The 17,914-nt window shown below is 66.2% G+C and carries 13 protein-coding genes and 1 pseudogene; 4 read left to right on the forward strand and 10 right to left on the reverse strand.

The genetic code is table 11. From position 1 onward, the window contains the following. Window positions 1–63: 63 nt before the first annotated feature. From addB to trxA, 3 genes and pseudogenes are all read left to right on the forward strand, one after another. Window positions 64–3,211: pseudogene (gene addB, locus ACVIGA_RS20885) on the forward strand (double-strand break repair protein AddB). Next, window positions 3,205–6,681 carry a double-strand break repair helicase AddA gene (gene addA / locus ACVIGA_RS20890; protein WP_456667814.1) on the forward strand — a complete coding sequence of 1,159 codons (3,477 nt, stop codon included), beginning with the start codon at window positions 3,205–3,207 and terminating at the stop codon, window positions 6,679–6,681. Before addB ends, addA begins: the two are co-directional and overlap by 7 nt. Before the next feature lie 114 nt (window positions 6,682–6,795). After that, window positions 6,796–7,116, forward strand: a complete 321-nt coding sequence (trxA, locus tag ACVIGA_RS20895) for a thioredoxin (protein ID WP_016847387.1) — start codon at window positions 6,796–6,798, stop codon at window positions 7,114–7,116. 230 nt (window positions 7,117–7,346) lie between these two features. Here trxA and ACVIGA_RS20900 read toward each other — a convergent pair whose 3' ends face one another. The 10 genes from ACVIGA_RS20900 to rpsA form a co-directional block, all read right to left on the reverse strand. Next, a complete protein-coding gene (locus tag ACVIGA_RS20900) occupies window positions 7,347–8,087 on the reverse strand; it encodes a metallophosphoesterase family protein (protein ID WP_456667815.1) in 741 nt (246 codons plus the stop codon). A gap of 48 nt (window positions 8,088–8,135) precedes the next feature. After that, a complete protein-coding gene (locus ACVIGA_RS20905) occupies window positions 8,136–9,380 on the reverse strand; it encodes a bifunctional folylpolyglutamate synthase/dihydrofolate synthase (RefSeq protein WP_456670849.1) in 1,245 nt (414 codons plus the stop codon). A gap of 95 nt (window positions 9,381–9,475) precedes the next feature. Next, on the reverse strand, window positions 9,476–10,417 hold the full coding sequence (gene accD / locus ACVIGA_RS20910) for an acetyl-CoA carboxylase, carboxyltransferase subunit beta (RefSeq protein WP_456667816.1): 942 nt from the start codon (window positions 10,415–10,417) through the stop codon (window positions 9,476–9,478). Between the two features lie 105 nt (window positions 10,418–10,522). Next, the gene (trpA, locus tag ACVIGA_RS20915) at window positions 10,523–11,359 is read right to left on the reverse strand and encodes a tryptophan synthase subunit alpha (protein ID WP_456667817.1); all 837 of its coding nucleotides are present in this window, start codon (window positions 11,357–11,359) and stop codon (window positions 10,523–10,525) included. Continuing rightward, window positions 11,356–12,573 carry a tryptophan synthase subunit beta gene (trpB, locus tag ACVIGA_RS20920; protein WP_092120781.1) on the reverse strand — a complete coding sequence of 406 codons (1,218 nt, stop codon included), beginning with the start codon at window positions 12,571–12,573 and terminating at the stop codon, window positions 11,356–11,358. Before trpB ends, trpA begins: the two co-directional genes overlap by 4 nt. After that, a complete protein-coding gene (locus tag ACVIGA_RS20925; protein ID WP_456667818.1) occupies window positions 12,570–13,241 on the reverse strand; it encodes a phosphoribosylanthranilate isomerase in 672 nt (223 codons plus the stop codon). The genes trpB and ACVIGA_RS20925 overlap by 4 nt, the downstream gene beginning before the upstream one ends. A gap of 74 nt (window positions 13,242–13,315) precedes the next feature. Next, on the reverse strand, window positions 13,316–13,702 hold the full coding sequence (locus ACVIGA_RS20930; RefSeq protein ID WP_223971532.1) for a LapA family protein: 387 nt from the start codon (window positions 13,700–13,702) through the stop codon (window positions 13,316–13,318). A gap of 87 nt (window positions 13,703–13,789) precedes the next feature. Further along, window positions 13,790–14,119: an integration host factor subunit beta gene (locus ACVIGA_RS20935; protein ID WP_050426527.1), complete on the reverse strand. Its 330-nt coding sequence runs from the start codon at window positions 14,117–14,119 to the stop codon at window positions 13,790–13,792. A 174-nt stretch (window positions 14,120–14,293) separates the two neighbouring features. Next, window positions 14,294–15,271, reverse strand: coding sequence for a signal peptide peptidase SppA (gene sppA / locus ACVIGA_RS20940; protein WP_456667819.1), 978 nt, complete (start codon window positions 15,269–15,271; stop codon window positions 14,294–14,296). Window positions 15,272–15,453: 182 nt separating this feature from the next. After that, a complete protein-coding gene (rpsA, locus tag ACVIGA_RS20945) occupies window positions 15,454–17,163 on the reverse strand; it encodes a 30S ribosomal protein S1 (protein ID WP_050404279.1) in 1,710 nt (569 codons plus the stop codon). A 498-nt stretch (window positions 17,164–17,661) separates the two neighbouring features. On the opposite strand from rpsA, the gene ACVIGA_RS20950 reads away from it, so the two are divergent. Then, a complete protein-coding gene (locus ACVIGA_RS20950; RefSeq protein ID WP_456667820.1) occupies window positions 17,662–17,835 on the forward strand; it encodes a hypothetical protein in 174 nt (57 codons plus the stop codon). The last annotated feature ends 79 nt before the right edge of the window (window positions 17,836–17,914 follow it).

The raw sequence follows: 17,914 nt of genomic DNA on the forward strand, positions 1-17,914 counted from the left end.
GCAGGGGTGGCTAACGACGGCCGCCGCTCCCTATATTGGCGCCTGATTCGAACCAGGCAGCCCATGCGCGTTTTCAGCGTTCCCGTCTCCGCGCCGTTCCTGCGCACCGTGATTTCGGCGCTGGTCGATGGCCGGCTGGTCGCGGGATTCGAGGCACGCAACGATCCCGCAAAGCTCGCCGGCGCCACGCTCTACCTGCCGACCCGCCGCGCCGGACGGCTGGCGCGCGAGATCTTCCTCGATGTGCTCGATTCCGACGCCGCGGTGCTGCCGCGCATCGTCGCGCTCGGCGAGATCGATGAGGACGAGCTTGCCTTCGCCGACCAGGGCGACGATGTCGGCGGCGCTGCGCCGCTGGAGATTCCACCACGGCTCGGCGAACTCGAGCGCCGGCTGACATTGGCGCATCTGGTCGCGGCCTGGGCGAAGACGCCGGTATCGGCGCCGCTGGTGGTCGGCGGCCCGGCCTCGACCTTGCAGCTTGCCGGCGATCTGGCACGGCTGATGGACGACATGGTGACGCGCGGCGTCGACTGGCGCGCGCTCGATCGGCTGGTGCCGGACCAGCTCGACAAATACTGGCAGCACTCGCTCGACTTCCTGCGCATCGCGCGCGACGCCTGGCCGAACTACCTCAAGGAGATCGGCCGGATCGAGCCCGCGGCGCGCCGCGATCTCCTGATCGAGGCGGAAGCGGCGCGGCTCACCGCGCATCCCACGGGCCCGGTGATCGCGGCCGGTTCGACCGGCTCGATGCCGGCCACCGCAAAATTCCTCCACGCGGTGGCGAAGCTTGCGAACGGCGCCGTGGTGCTGCCCGGGCTCGACACCGATCTCGACGAGGAGTCCTGGGACACGATCGGCGGCGAGCGCGGCGACGACGGCAGGTTCACCACGGCGCCCTCGTCGAACCACCCGCAATTCGCGATGCACGCTTTGCTCGACCGCTTCGGCATCAAGCGCCGCGACGTCGAGAGCCTTGCCGAGCCTGCGCCGCTCGGCCGCGAGGTGCTGGTGTCGGAGACGATGCGCCCCTCGACCGCAACCGCACAGTGGCACGACCGGCTCGAACGGCCCGAGATCGTGGCGCGGATTTCCGCCGGGATGACCAATCTCACCGTGGTCGAAGCGCCCAATCCGGAGATGGAAGCGCTGGCGATTGCGGTCACGATGCGCGAGGCGCGGCATCTCGGCAAATCGGCTGCGCTGGTGACGCCGGATCGCGCGCTGGGCGCGCCGCGTGATGGCCTCGCTGACGCGCTGGAAGCTGGAGTTCGACGATTCCGGCGGCGATGCGCTGATCGAAACCCCGCCCGGCGTGTTCGCCCGCCTCACCGCGGAGGCCGCGGCCAAGGGGCTGGAGCCGCCGACCTTGCTCGCGCTGCTCAAGCATCCGCTGTTCCGGCTCGGCGGCGCCCATGGCGCGCTGAAGCGCGCGATCGAGGTGCTGGAGATCGCGCTGTTGCGCGGCACGCGGCCGCAAGCTGCGACCGGCGGCCTCGCGCGCGACTTCGCGCGCTTCCGCGCCGAGCTCGTCAAGCTGCATGGCGGCGAGACCTCGTCGCTGCACGCGATGGAGCCGCGTGCCCGGCTGCGCGACAACGAGCTCAACCAGGCCCAGGACCTGATCGCCAGATTGCAGACGGCGCTGGCGCCGCTGGAAGGCATGGCCTCGTCAAGACCCTATGATTTCGCCGAGCTGGCCGCGCGTCACCGCGAGGCGCTGATCGCGCTGTCGGCCGACCAGAACGGCGTCGCTATCGTGTTCGAGGAGCGCGCCGGCGCATCGCTCGCGTCGGCCTTCGACGAGCTGCTCGCCAAGCAGCAGCCGAGCGGGCTGATGACGCCGCTGTCAGATTATCCCGAGGTGTTCCAGACCGCATTCGCCGACCGCATGGTGCGACGGCCGGAATCGGCGCGTGCGCAGCTCAACATCTTCGGCCAGCTCGAGGCGCGTCTGACCGAATCCGATCGCGTCATCCTCGGCGGCCTGGTTGAAGGCGTCTGGCCGCCGGCGCCGCGGATCGATCCGTGGCTGAGCCGGCCGATGCGCCACGAGCTCGGGCTCGATCTCCCCGAACGGCGCATCGGCCTTTCCGCGCACGACTTTGCGCAGCTGCTCGGCCATCACGAGGTGATCCTCACCCATGCGGCCAAGGTCGGCGGCGCGCCGGCGGTCGCCTCGCGGTTCCTGCATCGGCTGGTGGCGGTTGCGGGCGAAGCGCGCTGGAAGGCGGCGACATCGGCCGGCGAAGCTTACGTGCAATATGCCGCCGAGCTCGACCGGCCGGACACGGTCGAGCCGATCCCGCAGCCGGAGCCGCGGCCGCCGCGCGAGGCGCGGCCGCTGAAAATGTCGGTCACCGCGATCGAGGACTGGCTGCGCGATCCCTACACGATCTATGCGCGCTACATCCTCAAGCTCGATCCGCTCGATCCCGTCGACATGCCGCTGTCGGCCGCCGATCGCGGCTCGGCGATCCACGAATCGCTCGGCGAGTTCACGCAAACTTACGCCGACGCGCTGCCTGACGACATCAAGAGCGCGCTGCGCGACATCGGGGCCAAGCATTTTGCGCCACTGATGGAGCGGCCGGAGGCGCGCGCGCTGTGGTGGCCGCGCTTCCAGCGCATCGCAGCGTGGTTTGCCGAATGGGAGCAGGCCCGGCGCGGCAATATTGCTGCGATCAAGGCCGAGATCCGCGGCGAGATCGGCATTCCGCTCGACGATGCCAGGACGTTCACGCTCTCCGCGCGCGCCGACCGCATCGAGCGGCATGCTGACGGCAGCTTCGCGATCCTCGACTACAAGACCGGCCAGCCGCCGACCGGCAAGCAGGTGCGCATGGGCCTGTCGCCGCAGCTGACGCTGGAAGCCGCGATCCTGCGCGAGGGCGGCTTTGCCGACATTCCGGCCGACTCCTCAGTCGGAGACCTCGTCTATGTCAGGCTGAGCGGCAACAACCCGCCGGGTGAGCAGCGTTCGCTGGAGCTGAAGGTCAAGACCAGCGACACGCCGCAGCCGCCCGACGAAGCCGCCGATAGCGCACGGCGCAAGCTGGAAGCCTTGGTTCGCGCCTTCGACGACGAGCAGCAGGCCTACACCTCGCTGAACCTCTCGATGTGGGCCAATCGTTATGGCGCCTATGACGACCTCGCGCGCATCAAGGAATGGTCCGCCGCCGGCGGTTTGGGGATCGAGGAATGGTGAAGGCGCCCCGTCCCATCCCGCATGCGGTGCGCGACGCGCAGGCGCGCGCGTCCGATCCGAAGGCGTCGACCTTCGTGTCGGCCAATGCCGGCTCGGGCAAGACGCATGTGCTGGTCCAGCGCGTGATCCGCCTGCTGCTGTCGGGCGTGCCGCCGGAGAAGATCCTCTGCATCACCTTCACCAAGGCCGCCGCGGCCAACATGGCCGAACGCGTGTTCACGACGCTCGGCCATTGGGTGACGCTCGATGACACAGCGCTCGATACCGCGATCCGCGAGGCCGGCATCGCGCATCCGAGCGCCACGCTGCGGCGCGAGGCGCGAAAACTGTTTGCCTGCGCGCTGGAGACGCCCGGCGGTTTGAAGGTGCAGACCATCCACGCGCTGTGCACCCGTCTGCTGCAACAGTTTCCGTTCGAGGCCAACGTGCCGGCACGCTTCGCCGTGCTCGACGACCGCGACCAGAACGAGATGATGGAGCGCGCCAATCTCGCGGTGTTCCTCGAGGCATCGCGGATTCCCGACAGTCCGATCGGCCGCGCGCTGCGGACGGCGATGGCAAACGCCGCCGACGTCACCTTCAAGGAGGTGGTCCGTGAGGCATGCCTCAGCCGCGATCATTTCATGGCCTGGACCGATGCCGCCGGCAACGCCGCGGCCGCCGCCGCGCAGATGTCGGCCGCGCTCGGCGTCTCCGCCGATATTCGCATCGAGGATGTCGAGCGCGAGATCGTCGATGGACCGAACCTGCCGCGCGCAAGCTGGAAGGAGCTGGCCACGCTGCTCGACACCAGCAGCAAGGCGGACCAGAAACAGGCCGAGCGGCTGCGGAGCGCGCTGACCTTCACCGGCGCAGCCCAGGTCGAGGAATATCTCGGCGTCTTCCTGACCGATGACCGCGCGCCGCGCGCGTCTGTCGTCACCAACAATTTCATCAAGAAGAATGCGGTCGCGGGCCACCGGTTCGAGGCGGAGGTCGATCGTCTTGGTCCCTTGATCGAGCGCCGCCGCGCCGTGGTCGCGCGCGACCGCACCGAGGCGCTGATCCACATCGCGACCGCGGCGGCCGCGCACTACCGGCGCGAGAAGCTGGAACGCGGCCTGCTCGACTACGACGACCTCATCGACAAGACGCTGGCGATGCTCGACCGCGTCTCCTCCGGCTGGGTGCATTACAAGCTCGACCGCGGCGTCGATCACGTGCTGATCGACGAGGCGCAGGATACGAGCCCCCGGCAATGGGACATCGTCGCGCACATCATCTCGGAATTCACCTCCGGCGCCGGCGCGCGCGATGGCCTCGTGCGCACGGTGTTCGCCGTCGGCGACGAGAAGCAGTCGATCTTCTCGTTCCAGGGCGCCGCGCCGCGCGAATTCGACCTCAGGCGGCGCGAGCTGAAGCGGCGGTTCGAGGAAGCCGGGCTGAAATTCGATCCGGTGTCGTTCACCTATTCGTTCCGCTCGGGGCCGGTGATCCTGCATTCGGTCGACCATGTGTTCCGCGAGCAGGAGATATTCCGCAGCATCCATGCGGTCGAGAACGGCTATCCGATCCACAATGCGATGACTGACGCCGGCCCCAGCCTGATCGAACTCTGGGATCTCGCGGTGGCCGACGACCGCCAGGACATCGAAGGCTGGCGCGCGCCGTTCGACGGCGTCTCGGTGACCAGCCCGGAGGTGAAGCTCGCGCGGCGCATCCAGGCCGAGATCAAGCGCCTCGTCTCCAGCGGCACCATGACCGGCAGCGAAGGCGGGCGGCGGCCATTGCGTTACGGCGACATGCTGATCCTGGTGCGGCGGCGCGGCAACGCGTTTGACGCGGTGATCCAGGCGCTGAAGCACGCCAACATTCCGGTCGCCGGCGCCGACCGGCTGAAGCTGACCGAGCACATCGCGATCATCGACCTGATGAACCTCGCCGACGCGCTGCTGCTGCCGCAGGACGATCTCGCACTCGCGGTGGCGCTGAAGAGCCCGCTGTTCGGCCTCGATGACGACGACCTGTTCAAGCTGGCGTATCAGCGCCGCGGCTCATTGCGCGAGGCGCTGGCCGCGCAAGCGCCGACCGATGAACGGTTCTCGGCCACGCTGCGCCGTCTCGAACAATGCGAGCGCCGCTTTACCGAGGAGACGCCGTTCGCGTTCTACGCCTGGCTGCTCGGCGGTGACGGCGGACGGGCGCGCATCCTGCGCCGGCTCGGCCACGAGGCCAATGATGCGCTCGACGAATTCCTCGAACTCGCGCTGGGCTATGAGCGCAAGGCGCCGGCCTCGCTGCAGGGTTTCATCGCCTGGCTGCGCGCCGCCGACACCGAAGTGAAGCGCGACATGGAGATTTCGCGCGACGAGGTCCGCGTGATGACCGTGCACGGCGCCAAGGGCCTCGAAGCGTCGGTGGTGTTCCTGGTCGACACCACGACCTCGCCGTCCGACACGCAGCGGCTGCGGCTGATCCATCTGCCGCAGGGCAACGCCGCGCCGAACGCGCCCGGCGTCGTGGTGTGGGCCGGCAAGAAGGCCGAGGATCCGCCCAATGTCGCCGACGCGCGCAAGGCGATGCTCGGCGATACCGAGGACGAATATCGCCGCCTGCTCTATGTCGCGATGACACGGGCGGCCGACCGGCTGATCGTCGGCGGCTGCATGCCCGGCAACATGAACACGGTGCGGAAATCCTCCTGGTACGATTTGATCACCAGGGGGCTCGCCAATGCCGGACTGAAGCTCGAAGAGTTCGAGACGCCGGCCGGCAAGGTGATGCGTTATTCGCGGCCCGACGACGTTGCCGATCTCACCGGCACTGCGGCGTCAACGGCCACGGCGCCGATCGCGCTGCCGTCCTGGCTGCGGACCGCGGCCGCACCTGAAGCCTCCGCCGCCGGCGTGCTGCGCCCGTCCGATCCGGCCGAAGGCGACAGCCATCCGATCCGAACCGGCGAATCGGTGCTGCTGCGCGCCCGCGCCCTGCAACGCGGCACGCTGGTGCATCGGCTGTTGCAATCGCTGCCCGATGTCGCGCTGGAACGACGGCTCGGCGCGGCGCTCGGCTACCTTGCGCGTAACGCCGACGGCTGGAGCGAGGAAGAGCGGGCGGCGCTGGCTCGGCAAGTGGTCGCCCTGACCGTCGATCTGCGCTTCGCACCGGTGTTTGCCCCCGGCAGCCGTGCCGAGGTCTCGATCGTGGGCCGGCTGGAGCGGCCGGGTCAGCCGAAGGTGCTGATCTCGGGCCAGATCGACCGGCTGGTGGTGACGCCGAACGAGGTCCTGATCGTCGATTTCAAGACCAACCACGCTCCGCCAAGGACCGCCGCCGAGGCCCCCAAGGGTTATATCCGGCAGCTCGCGCTGTACCGTGCGGTACTGGCAAAACTTTATCCCCAAAGGACCATCCACGCCGCCCTGCTCTGGACTGAAATCCCTGAAATGATGGAGATTTCCGCCCCCGCGCTGGACGCCGGGCTGGCATAAGGTCATGTCGGCGTGAGCGAGCTTGACCCGGCAAGGGGGCATTCATACGTTTGCCCCATGCTCCCGGGCGCGATTCTCAACCGCCCTTTTGTCTCAACTGAACGAGGTACTCACATGGCCGTTGGCAAGGTTTCTGACGCCGATTTCGAAGCTGAAGTGCTCAAGGCGACCGGGCCGGTGGTCGTCGACTTCTGGGCCGAATGGTGCGGCCCCTGCCGCATGATCGCGCCCGCTCTCGATGAGATTTCCGGCGCGATGGGCGACAAGGTCAAGATCGTGAAGCTCAACGTCGACGAGAGCCCGAAGACCGCGTCGAAGTATGGCGTGATGTCGATCCCGACCCTGATGATCTTCAAGGGCGGCGAGATGGCGTCCCGTCAGGTCGGCGCCGCGCCGAAGGCCAAGCTGCAGCAGTGGATCACCGCTGCGGTCTGATCTGTTTCGAATTAGCTGATTTGCGAAACGGCCGGCGTCATGCCGGCCGTTTTGTTTTGTGTGAGCCGATTGATTCTGGCGCGTCATGGCCGGGGATAGCCGTCCGAAGGACGGCGTCGCTTCCGCTCGCCTATGACCCGGCCATCCATCCGCTTTGGAAAGAGGTTCGTGCGAAGATTGATGGACACGCGGGTCAAGCCCGCGTGTGACGAAGGTTGCACGCAGGCAGACTACCTGATCCATCCGGTTGCCAGCGCCGAGGCGAGCTCGGCCTGACCGTTGCGCCGCGCTAGCGCCGCCATCGCTTCGTGATCGTAGGGGATGTGGCGGAAGGTGACGTCCCAGTCGCCATCGACACGTTCAAGGATCGCGTAGCGCGCGTCGGGCGAACCGGCCTCCACCACATGCGGATGCGGCTTGCCCGCGCGATAGCCGGGCGAGCCGACGCTGCCGGGATTGACGATCAGCCGCCCATCGCGAAGCCGCACGGCGCGCGCAGTGTGCGTATGGGCACAGAGAATCAGCGATTGCGTCACGCCGGCTGCCCTCGCCTCGATCGATTCCAGCGTCGACATGCAGACTTCGCCGGCCGGCAGCACCGTGTCGAGCCAGTAGGTCTCATCGTCCTGCGGCGTGGCGTGACAGAGGAAAACCTCGTCGCGATAGACCGCGTTCGCCGGCAGCGTGCGCAGCCAGTCGAGATGCCGCGGCTCGAGCTGGGTGTAGGTCAGCGGCTCCCAGGAGCCCATTTTCTCGTGCGGGCGGTCGATCAGATAGCGGTCGTGATTGCCGAGCAGATGGACCGCATCGATCTCCATCAGCATGTCGATGGTCGGCCGCGCGTCGAGCGGCCCGCTCACCATGTCGCCGAGATCGACGATGTCGGAAACGCCCTGCGCGCGAATGTCCGACAGCACCGCTTCAAGTGCGAGATGGTTGCCGTGGATGTCGGCGATCGCAGCAAAACGCATGGTGTCTCGTCCTCCCACATGCGCACCGCATCCGGGCCGCCGGACCACTTATGCAGGAGGCGTGCCGTTGGCGGCAAGCACCGGGCCGGCAAGGTACAGCGAACCGGTGATCAGGATGCGCGGCGGCACCTCGTAGGCCAGCGTGGCGAGCCGTTGCAACGCGGCGTCGACGCCGGATGCGATCTCGACGCGCATGCCGAGCGCACGCGCGGCATCGGCAAGTTTGTCCGGCGCCATGCCGTTGTCACGGCCGGGCACCGGGACCGCGATGATGTGGCGCGTCAGTCCGGCGAAATTGGCGAGGAAGGCGTTGGCATCCTTGTTGGCCATCATGCCTGCGATAACGACCAGCGGTCGCGACACCCGCTCCTCGAGATCGCCGAGCGCCGCCGCCGCAACGCGGCCGCCCTCGGCATTGTGCCCGCCATCGAGCCAGACCTCAGAGCCCTGCGGCCCCTGGCAAACCAGGTTACCTGCGACCAGCCGCTGCATCCGCGCCGGCCATTCCGCGTTGACGATGCCGGCCTCATAGGCCGCGATGTTGAGCTTGAAGGTGTCGATCGCGCGCAAGGTCGCGATCGCGAGGCCCGCATTGTCGAACTGGTGCCGGCCGAACAGTCTTGGCGCGGCGAGATCCATCAAGCCGCGCTCGTCCTGATAGACCAGCCGGCCGCGCTCGACGCCGACATGCCATTGCTGGCCGGCCGCATGCAGCGGCGCGCGCATGCGGTTCGCCTCCGCCTCGATCACGGCCATCGCGTCCGGCGCCTGCTCGCCGCAGACCACCGGCACCTTGCGCTTGATGATCGCGGCCTTCTCGCCGGCGATCAAAGTCAGCGTATCGCCGAGGAATTCCATGTGATCCATGCTGACCGGCGTAATCACCGAAGCCAGCGGCGTCTCGACCACATTGGTGGAATCCAGCCGGCCGCCGAGGCCGACCTCGAGCAGCGCGACGTCGGCCGGATGCTTTGCGAACAGGCAGAACGCGACTGCCGTTTCCATCTCGAAGATGGTGATGGGATGGCCGGCGTTGATGCGCTCGCAATGCTCGAATGTCGTGCGCAGCTCGTCGTCAGCGACGAGCTTGCCGCCCCCCGTCGCACCCAGCCGGTAGCATTCGTTGAGCCGCACCAGATAGGGCGAGGTGAAGACGTGCACGCGCAGGCCGGCGGCTTCGAGGATCGCGCGCAGATAGGCGATCGTCGAGCCCTTGCCATTGGTGCCGGCGACATGGATCACCGGCGGCAGCTTGCGCTCGGGATGATCGAGCCGCTCCATCAGGCCGCGCATGCGATCAAGGCTGAGATCGATGCGCTTCGGATGCAGCGCCGATATCCGCGCGATCAACGCCTCGAACGAGGGTTGCGATGGGGCGCCGCTTGCGGTCACGCGTGCGGCGCGGCCGGCACCGTCTCCGGGGCCGTGACGATCTGGGCCGGCTCGGTGACGGCGACCGTGGGCTTGGACGCGGTTTCAGGCGCCGGTGCCTTGGTCAGCAGGCGGCACAGCCGCGCCAGCGTGGCCTTCATCTCATGGCGGTGCACGACCATGTCGACCATGCCGTGCTCGCGCAGGTATTCGGCGCGCTGAAAACCTTCCGGCAGCTTCTCGCGAATGGTCTGCTCGATCACGCGCGCGCCGGCAAAGCCGATCAGCGCACCGGGTTCGGCAATCTGGACGTCGCCGAGCATCGCATAGGAGGCGGTGACGCCGCCGGTGGTCGGATTGGTCAGCACCACGATATAGGGCTGCTTCGCCTCGCGCAGCATCTGCACGCCGACCGTGGTGCGCGGCATCTGCATCAGCGACAGGATGCCTTCCTGCATCCGCGCGCCGCCGGATGCGGCGAACACGATGAAGGGCGACTTCTTCTCGACCGCGAGCTCGAGCCCGCGCACGATCGCTTCACCGGCGGCCATGCCGAGCGAGCCGCCCATGAAATCGAAATCCTGCACCGCGACCACGACGCCGGTGCCCTCTAACTTGCCGTAGCCGACCTTGACCGCGTCGTGCAGGCCGGTCTTGGCCCGCGCATCCCTGATCTTGTCGACATATTTGCGCTCGTCGCGGAATTTCAGCGGATCCGCCGTCACCTCGGGCAGCGCGACGTCGAACCAGGTCTCGTTGTCGAAGATCGACTTCAGCCGCGCCACCGCGCCCATGCGCATGTGGTAGTTCGAGCCGGGGATGACGAACTGGTTGGCCTCGACGTCCTTGTAGAACACCAGCTGCCCGGAATCCGGGCACTTGATCCAGAGGTTTTCCGGCGTCTCGCGCCGCAGGATGTTGCGGATCTTCGGCCGGACGACGTTGGTGAGCCAGTTCATGGTTCGCTCCGAAATGCGGGTCGGTCCCAGCACCAGCTGGATATATGGCAGGCCGGGCGAACCCGGCAAGCCGCCGTTGGCGGCCTTGTTGCCGCAAAATGTGGCTTATTCAGCGGCCTGCTTGGCGCCCCGGACCCCCTGCGCCAGCGCGGACACCAGGTCAGCGACCGCGCTCACGGTCTTCGGCGTCACGCGGCCCTCGGCATCGAGGTTGGCGCGCACCACATCGACGATCGCGGTGCCGACCACGGCGCCGTTGGCGTTCTCAGCAATCGCCCGCGCCGTTTCCGGGGTGCGGATGCCGAAGCCGACGCAGACCGGCAGCTTGGTGTGCCGCTTGATCCGGGCGACCGCTTCCGCAACCGCGTTCGAATCGGCCGTCGCAGCGCCGGTGATGCCGGTGATCGAGACGTAATAGACAAAGCCCGAGGTGTTCGCGAGCACCGCCGGCAGCCGCTTGTCGTCGGTGGTCGGGGTCGCGAGGCGAATGAAATTCAAACCGGCCTTCAGCGCGGGGATGCAGAGCTCGGTGTCTTCCTCCGGCGGCAAATCGACGATGATCAGGCCATCGACGCCGGCGGTCTTGGCATCGGCGAGGAAGCTCTCGACGCCGTAGATGTAGATCGGATTGTAGTAGCCCATCAGCACGATCGGCGTCGTATTGTCGTCCTTGCGGAAGTCGCGGACCATCGCCAGGGTCTTGCGCAGCGTCATGCCGCCCTTGAGCGCGCGCAGGCCGGCGGCCTGGATCGACGGACCATCGGCCATCGGATCGGTGAAGGGCATGCCGATCTCGATGACGTCGGCGCCGGCCTTCGGCAGCGCCTTGAGGATGTCGAGCGAGGTTTTTGCGTCGGGGTCACCGGCCATCACGAAGGTGACGAAAGCGGAGCGGCCCTGCTGCTTCAGCTCGGCGAAACGTGCGTCGATACGGGTGGTCACTTCTGCCTCGCCTTCAAGATGTCGCCGACCTGCGGCACGTCCTTGTCGCCACGACCCGAGAGGTTGACCACCATCAGGTGATCCTTCGGCCGCTGCGGCGCGAGTTCGGACAGTTTCGCGATGGCGTGCGCGGATTCCAGCGCGGGGATGATGCCCTCTAACCGCGACAGCAGCTGGAATGCAGCCAGCGCTTCCTCGTCGGTGGCCGAGAGATATTTGACGCGGCCGGTTTCGTGCAGCCAGGCGTGCTCGGGGCCGATGCCAGGATAATCGAGACCAGCCGAGATCGAATGCGCTTCCTCGATCTGGCCGTCGGCGTCCATCAAAAGATAGGTGCGGTTACCGTGCAGCACGCCGGGACGCCCGCCGGCGAGCGAGGCCGCATGGAGCTGCGTCAGCCCGTGACCGGCCGCCTCGACGCCAAAAATCTCGACCGAGGGATCGTCGAGGAACGGATGGAACAGGCCCATCGCATTGGAGCCGCCGCCGATGCAGGCGATCAGCGAGTCCGGCAGGCGGCCCTCGGCCTCCTGCATCTGCGTGCGCGTCTCGTGGCCGATGATCGACTGGAAATCGCGCACCATCATCGGATAGGGGTGCGGACCTGCAACCGTGCCGATGCAATAGAAGGTGTTGTGCACGTTGGTGACCCAGTCGCGCAGCGCGTCGTTCATCGCGTCCTTCAGCGTCCGCGCACCCGACTGCACCGGGACGACCTTGGCGCCCAGCATCTCCATGCGGATCACGTTGGGCTGCTGCCGCTCGACGTCGACGGCGCCCATATAGACCACGCATTCGAGCCCGAAGCGCGCGCACAGCGTCGCCGTCGCCACGCCATGCTGGCCCGCGCCGGTCTCGGCGATGATGCGCTTCTTGCCCATGCGGCGCGCGACCATGATCTGGCCGAGCACGTTGTTGACCTTGTGCGAACCGGTGTGGTTGAGCTCCTCGCGCTTCAGATAGATCTTCGCGCCGCCGAGATGCTCGGTGAGCCGTTCGGCGAAATACAGCGGCGAGGGCCGGCCGACATAATCCTTCAGATAGACATTCATCTCGGCCTGGAACGCCGGATCGGCCTTGGCGTCGGCATAGGCCTTTTCGAGATCGAGGATCAGCGGCATCAGCGTTTCCGCGACGAAGCGTCCGCCGAAGATGCCGAAATGCCCGCGCTCGTCGGGGCCGCTGCGGAAGGAATTGGGCAGGTTTTGATTCATCGAACCATCAGTTCTTGGGTCGTTCTTTGGGTTGCGCGTGCGGCGCGGATGAAGGCGCGGATCAGCTCGGGATCCTTGACGCCCGGCGTGCGCTCGACGCCCGACGACACGTCGACCCCGCCGGCGCGGGTGACGCGGACAGCTTCGGCGACGTTGTCGGCGTTGAGCCCGCCGGAGACCATGTAGGGCAGCGCGAGATCGAGATTTTCCAGCAGGTGCCAATCGAACGGCGCGCCGAGACCGCCCGGTCGCGTGGCATCCTTCGGCGCGCGGGCATCGAACAGGATGCGGTCGGCGACGCCGGCATAGCCCGGCAGCGGGGCGAGGTCGGCCGCGGTCTCGACCGGCAGCGCCTTCATCAGCGGCAGGCCGAACTTCTGCTTGATGTCGCGCAGCCGCGCGGTGGTTTCCTTGCCGTGCAATTGCAGGATATCCGGCCGCAGCGTCTCGACGATGTTTTCCAGGGTGGCGTCGTCGGCATCGACGGTCAGCGCGACCTTGACGGCGCGGCCCTTGGCGCGGCTGCCGAGCTCGCGCGCGGTCTCGAGGCTGATATGGCGCGGCGACGGGGGAAAGAACACGAACCCCACCATGTCGGCGCCGCCATCGAGCGCGACGTCGAGCGTCTCGCGCGTGGACAGGCCGCAGATTTTGACGAGCAGGGGCATGGTCTCGAAACGGGTCTCAGAACGGGTTTTCGGGCGTCCGGAACAGGGCTGAACCCGGTCCGACGGGGCGGGTTCTACAACGTCGCGCCCTGCTTGTCTCGCCCATTGGGCCCGTAAAACCCAAGCTGGGCCGGGGCCGAACGACGCTGCGCGTCGTCCCGGGAGGCAACGGCCCTGAGGTCGGCGAGCTCGGCGCGGACGTGGCGGGCGTCGGCCTCATGCTGCCGGGCGGCACGGCGCCAGCGCCCCTGCTTGAACCAGGTTCCGATGCCACCGGCGATCACGCCAAGAATGGCGGACGCGATGATGACGACGAACAGCGGCAGTGTGACCGCAACCGTCGGCGTCACAGAGTTGAAGGGATCGAACGACACCGTCACCCAGTGGCGGTTGGCGACGGCAAAGATGATGAAGATCAGTCCGAGCGGAACGACGACGACTGCCGTAAAGAACTTTCGCATGACCATCTCTCGCAGCGATGGAGAAAGTGCGGGCGCATCGCCCGCCGCACGGCAACGCCGGACGTCGCGCGCCAACCGTCCGCCTTGTTAGGCGTCAGCCTTGGGCGCGTCGATCTTGGAGGCTCCCGCCTCGGCCTCGTCGCGATTGAGGCGCTCGCGCATTTCCTTGCCGGTCTTAAAGAACGGCACGCTCTTCTGGTCGACCGGCACATGCTCGCCGGTACGCGGGTTGCGGCCGGCACGGGCCGGGCGATGCTTCACCGAGAACGCGCCAAAACCGCGCAGCTCGACGCGGTCGCCACGCGCCAGCGCCGCGACGATTTCATCGAGAATCGCATTCACAATGTTCTCGACGTCCCGCTGGTAGAGGTGCGGGTTGTGCTCGGCGATACGCTGAACAAGTTCGGATTTGATCATCGAAAATGGGATCCGGGCTCTTGCGGAAACCCATTTCCGTGAAAATGCCGTGCACTGTCAAGACGCTAAATCGATTTAGGGCGCCGCGAAATCGCGTGACAAATAGCCCAATTAGGGCATGCGGCGATTCCCGCTGAGCGGGAATACCCTGATCAGTACGCCTTTCGCTCTCGACTACTCGGTTCCTCCGGGAGTCCACAGCGCCAGCATGCCGTCGAGCCCGAATCGGTCGACCGCCTGGACCACGCCACCCTGCTCGATCCGCCGCGCGATGCCACCAAGACCGAACGCATCGAGCGTCATCGACGCGGCGGTGCGCAGGAAGGTCAGGTCGCTGAATCGCGGATTAAGCTTGTAATTGCGCACCGGCAGGTCGCTTTTGACCTTCTTCTCCGCGACCAGCCAGGCGATCGCGGTCTTTTCATCCCCGAGCTGATCGATCAGCTTGAGATCGACCGCCTGCCGGCCGGTGAAGACGCGGCCGTCCGCGACCTTCTCCAGCAGGGCGTCATCCATGCCGCGCCGTTCCTTCACCAATCCACGGAACCAGGCATAGGAATCCTTGACCAGGCCGTCGATCGCGGCGCGAGCCTCCGGGCTGGTCGGCTCGAAGCCGTTGGGCGCCGCCTTCAGCGGGGAAGATTTGATCTCTTCCATCTTCACGCCGACGGTCTTGAGCAATTCGGACACGTTGGGAAACTGGAAGAGCACGCCGATCGAGCCGACCAGCGAGGTCTGCTGGGCGACGATATGGTCGGACGCGATCGCCGTGATGTAGCCGCCCGAGGCCGCCAATCCCTCGACCACGACGACAAGCGGCTTCTTCGCCTTCAGCTGCACCAGCGAATCGTAGAGCTGCTCGGATCCCGCAGTGGTGCCGCCGGGCGAATTGATGTGCACGACAACGGCCGCATAGCTCGACTTGCCGAGCCGCTCCAGCGCCTCGACGCGCTCCTGGTCGCTGCGGATCAGTCCGTCGATATTGATCCGCGCGATCGCGTTCGACGTCGAGAAGGCGCCGCGTCCGCCGGCGGCGATCACGCCCACGCCGACGATGGCCGCGATCGCGATGACCGCAGCGGCGACGCGCCAGAATGTCAGCTTGCGCCTGATCCGGCGGCGGTCGACGATCACGTCTGAATCCAGCGACATCCGATCTCTCCAGAAATAGTCAGCGCGCAATCCGCGCGTTTTGCCGTCGCAGCGTCACTATCAGCTTAGCCAAATACATCAATTGCGACGCAATATGAAGAAAACAAGGCCCGCCATTCGGCAAACAAAAGGGCCCCGGCTTGCGCCGGGGCCCCGATTGTTCGCCTCAACGAGACGGAGGCTTACTTGTCGGTGCCGCGGTTCTTCAGCGCGGTGCCGAGGATGTCGCCGAGCGTCGCTCCCGAATCGGAGGAGCCGTACTGCGCGATGGCTTCCTTCTCTTCGGCAACTTCCAGCGCCTTGATCGAGACCTGCACCTTGCGGGCCTTCTTGTCGAACTGGATGACGCGGGCATCGACCTTCTCGCCGACGGCAAAGCGTTCGGCGCGCTGGTCGTTGCGATCGCGGGCCAGCTCGGACCGCTTGATGAAGGTGGTGAACTCGGTGCCCGAAATCCGGACCTCGATGCCGCTTTCCTTCACTTCGAGCACTTCGCAGGTCACGACCGCGCCCTTCTTGACGTCGCCCGGCTCGGCGAAGGGATCGCCTTCGAGCTGCTTGACGCCGAGCGAGATACGCTCCTTCTCGACATCGACATCGAGCACCACGGCCTTGACCATGTCGCCCTTCTTGAAGTTGTCGATGACCTGCTCGCCCGGAAGCTTCCAGTCGAGGTCGGAGAGATGGACCATGCCGTCGACGTCGCCCTCGAGACCGAGGAACAGACCGAATTCGGTCTTGTTCTTGACCTCGCCCTCGACCACCGAACCGACCGGGAACTTCTCGACGAAGACTTCCCAGGGATTGCGCATGGTCTGCTTGAGGCCGAGCGAGATGCGGCGCTTGACCGAATCCACTTCGAGCACCTGCACTTCGACTTCCTGCGAGGTCGAAACGATCTTGCCGGGGTGCATGTTCTTCTTGGTCCACGACATCTCGGAGACGTGGATCAGGCCCTCGATGCCCGGCTCGAGCTCGACGAACGCGCCGTAGTCGGTGATGTTGGTGACGCGGCCGGTGAAGCGGGCACCCAGCGGGTACTTGGCTTCGATGCCCTGCCACGGATCATCCAGCAGCTGCTTCATGCCGAGCGAGATGCGGTGCGTCTCGTGGTTGATCTTGATGATCTTGACCTTCACGGTCTGGCCGATGGTCAGCACCTCGGTCGGGTGGTTGACGCGGCGCCAGGCGATATCGGTCACGTGGAGCAGGCCGTCGATGCCGCCGAGATCAACGAACGCACCGTAATCGGTGATGTTCTTGACCACGCCATCGATCACCTGACCCTCTTCGAGGTTCTGCACCAGCTCCTGGCGCTGCTCGGCGCGGGTCTCTTCAAGAACCGTGCGGCGCGACACCACGATGTTGCCGCGGCGGCGGTCCATCTTGAGGATCTGGAACGGCTGCGAGTTGTTCATCAGCGGCGCAACGTCGCGGATCGGACGAATGTCGACCTGCGAGCGCGGCAGGAAGGCCACCGCACCGTCGAGGTCGACCGTGAAGCCGCCCTTGACCTGGTTGAAGATGACGCCGTTGACCTTTTCGTTGTTCTGGAACGCCTTCTCGAGCTTGCCCCAGCTTTCCTCGCGGCGCGCCTTGTCGCGCGACAGCACGGCTTCACCGAGCGCATTCTCGATCCGGTCGAGGAACACCTCGACTTCGTCGCCGACTTTCAGATCGCTTTCACGGCCGGGGCCGGCGAATTCGCGCAGCGCCACGCGGCCTTCGGTCTTCAGGCCGACGTCGATGACGGCCATGTCCTTCTCAATTGCAACCACCTTGCCCTTGATGACCGAGCTTTCCTGCAAATTGCCGCCGGCAAAGGATTCATCAAGCATCGCCGCGAAGTCGTCGCGGGTGGGGGTATAGGAAGACACAGTATTCGAAGCCATTTGTTCTCCAAATGCGGGATCTTGCCGGCCGTTCGGGTTGATGGGCGCACCGCGCGTGAAGTGTCAGGGTTCCGCAAACCCTGACGACCGCTCATTGCAGGAGGTGCAACAGCGGGCCGGCAGTAAAACTGCACGTTCGGTACGTTTGAATTGTCCGGAGCCTGAAACGAAAATATCGACTTCAAGACCTGGGAGCGGGCGTTCCTCCAGATGCGGCGAGGGTTCAAACCCGGCGCCGGCCCGCTCAGACACGGCCTCGACACGGTCGATGGCGCTCCGAACGGCGCTGATATAGCTCCGGGGCCCATTTTGGGCAAGCCGGAAATGCCCGATTTACGGGCGCTTAAGGCTAATCTCGCCCCGACGGCGCTCCAGATCCGGGCCTCGCAACGCAATGTTGACCGAGTCGCTTGAAATGCCTCCGCAGGAGAACGCCGCGGAACCCGCCCTTAAGCAGCACCCCATACGATAGCACCGTTCAAAACAGGGGGATTACCAATGAAAAGCTTTGTGGTGCTGGCGGCGATCGCCGTCCTGACGATCGGAAATGCGATTGCCGGGATGCCCGGCGCCGCTCCGGCCGCGCACGGCGCGTCTGCAACGGCGGCGCAGCCGCTGCTCAGCTTGGCCGAGCAGGAATTGCCGTTCGACCGCTACTGGTCGAAGAACTGATCCAACGGGTCCAAAAGCAGACGGTCCAAAGCGGGCCGGTCTAAAAGCGAGCTTGGCGCGATGACCTCGTCGTCGCGCT

The sequence above is a fragment of the Bradyrhizobium sp. USDA 3240 genome (assembly GCF_054063295.1).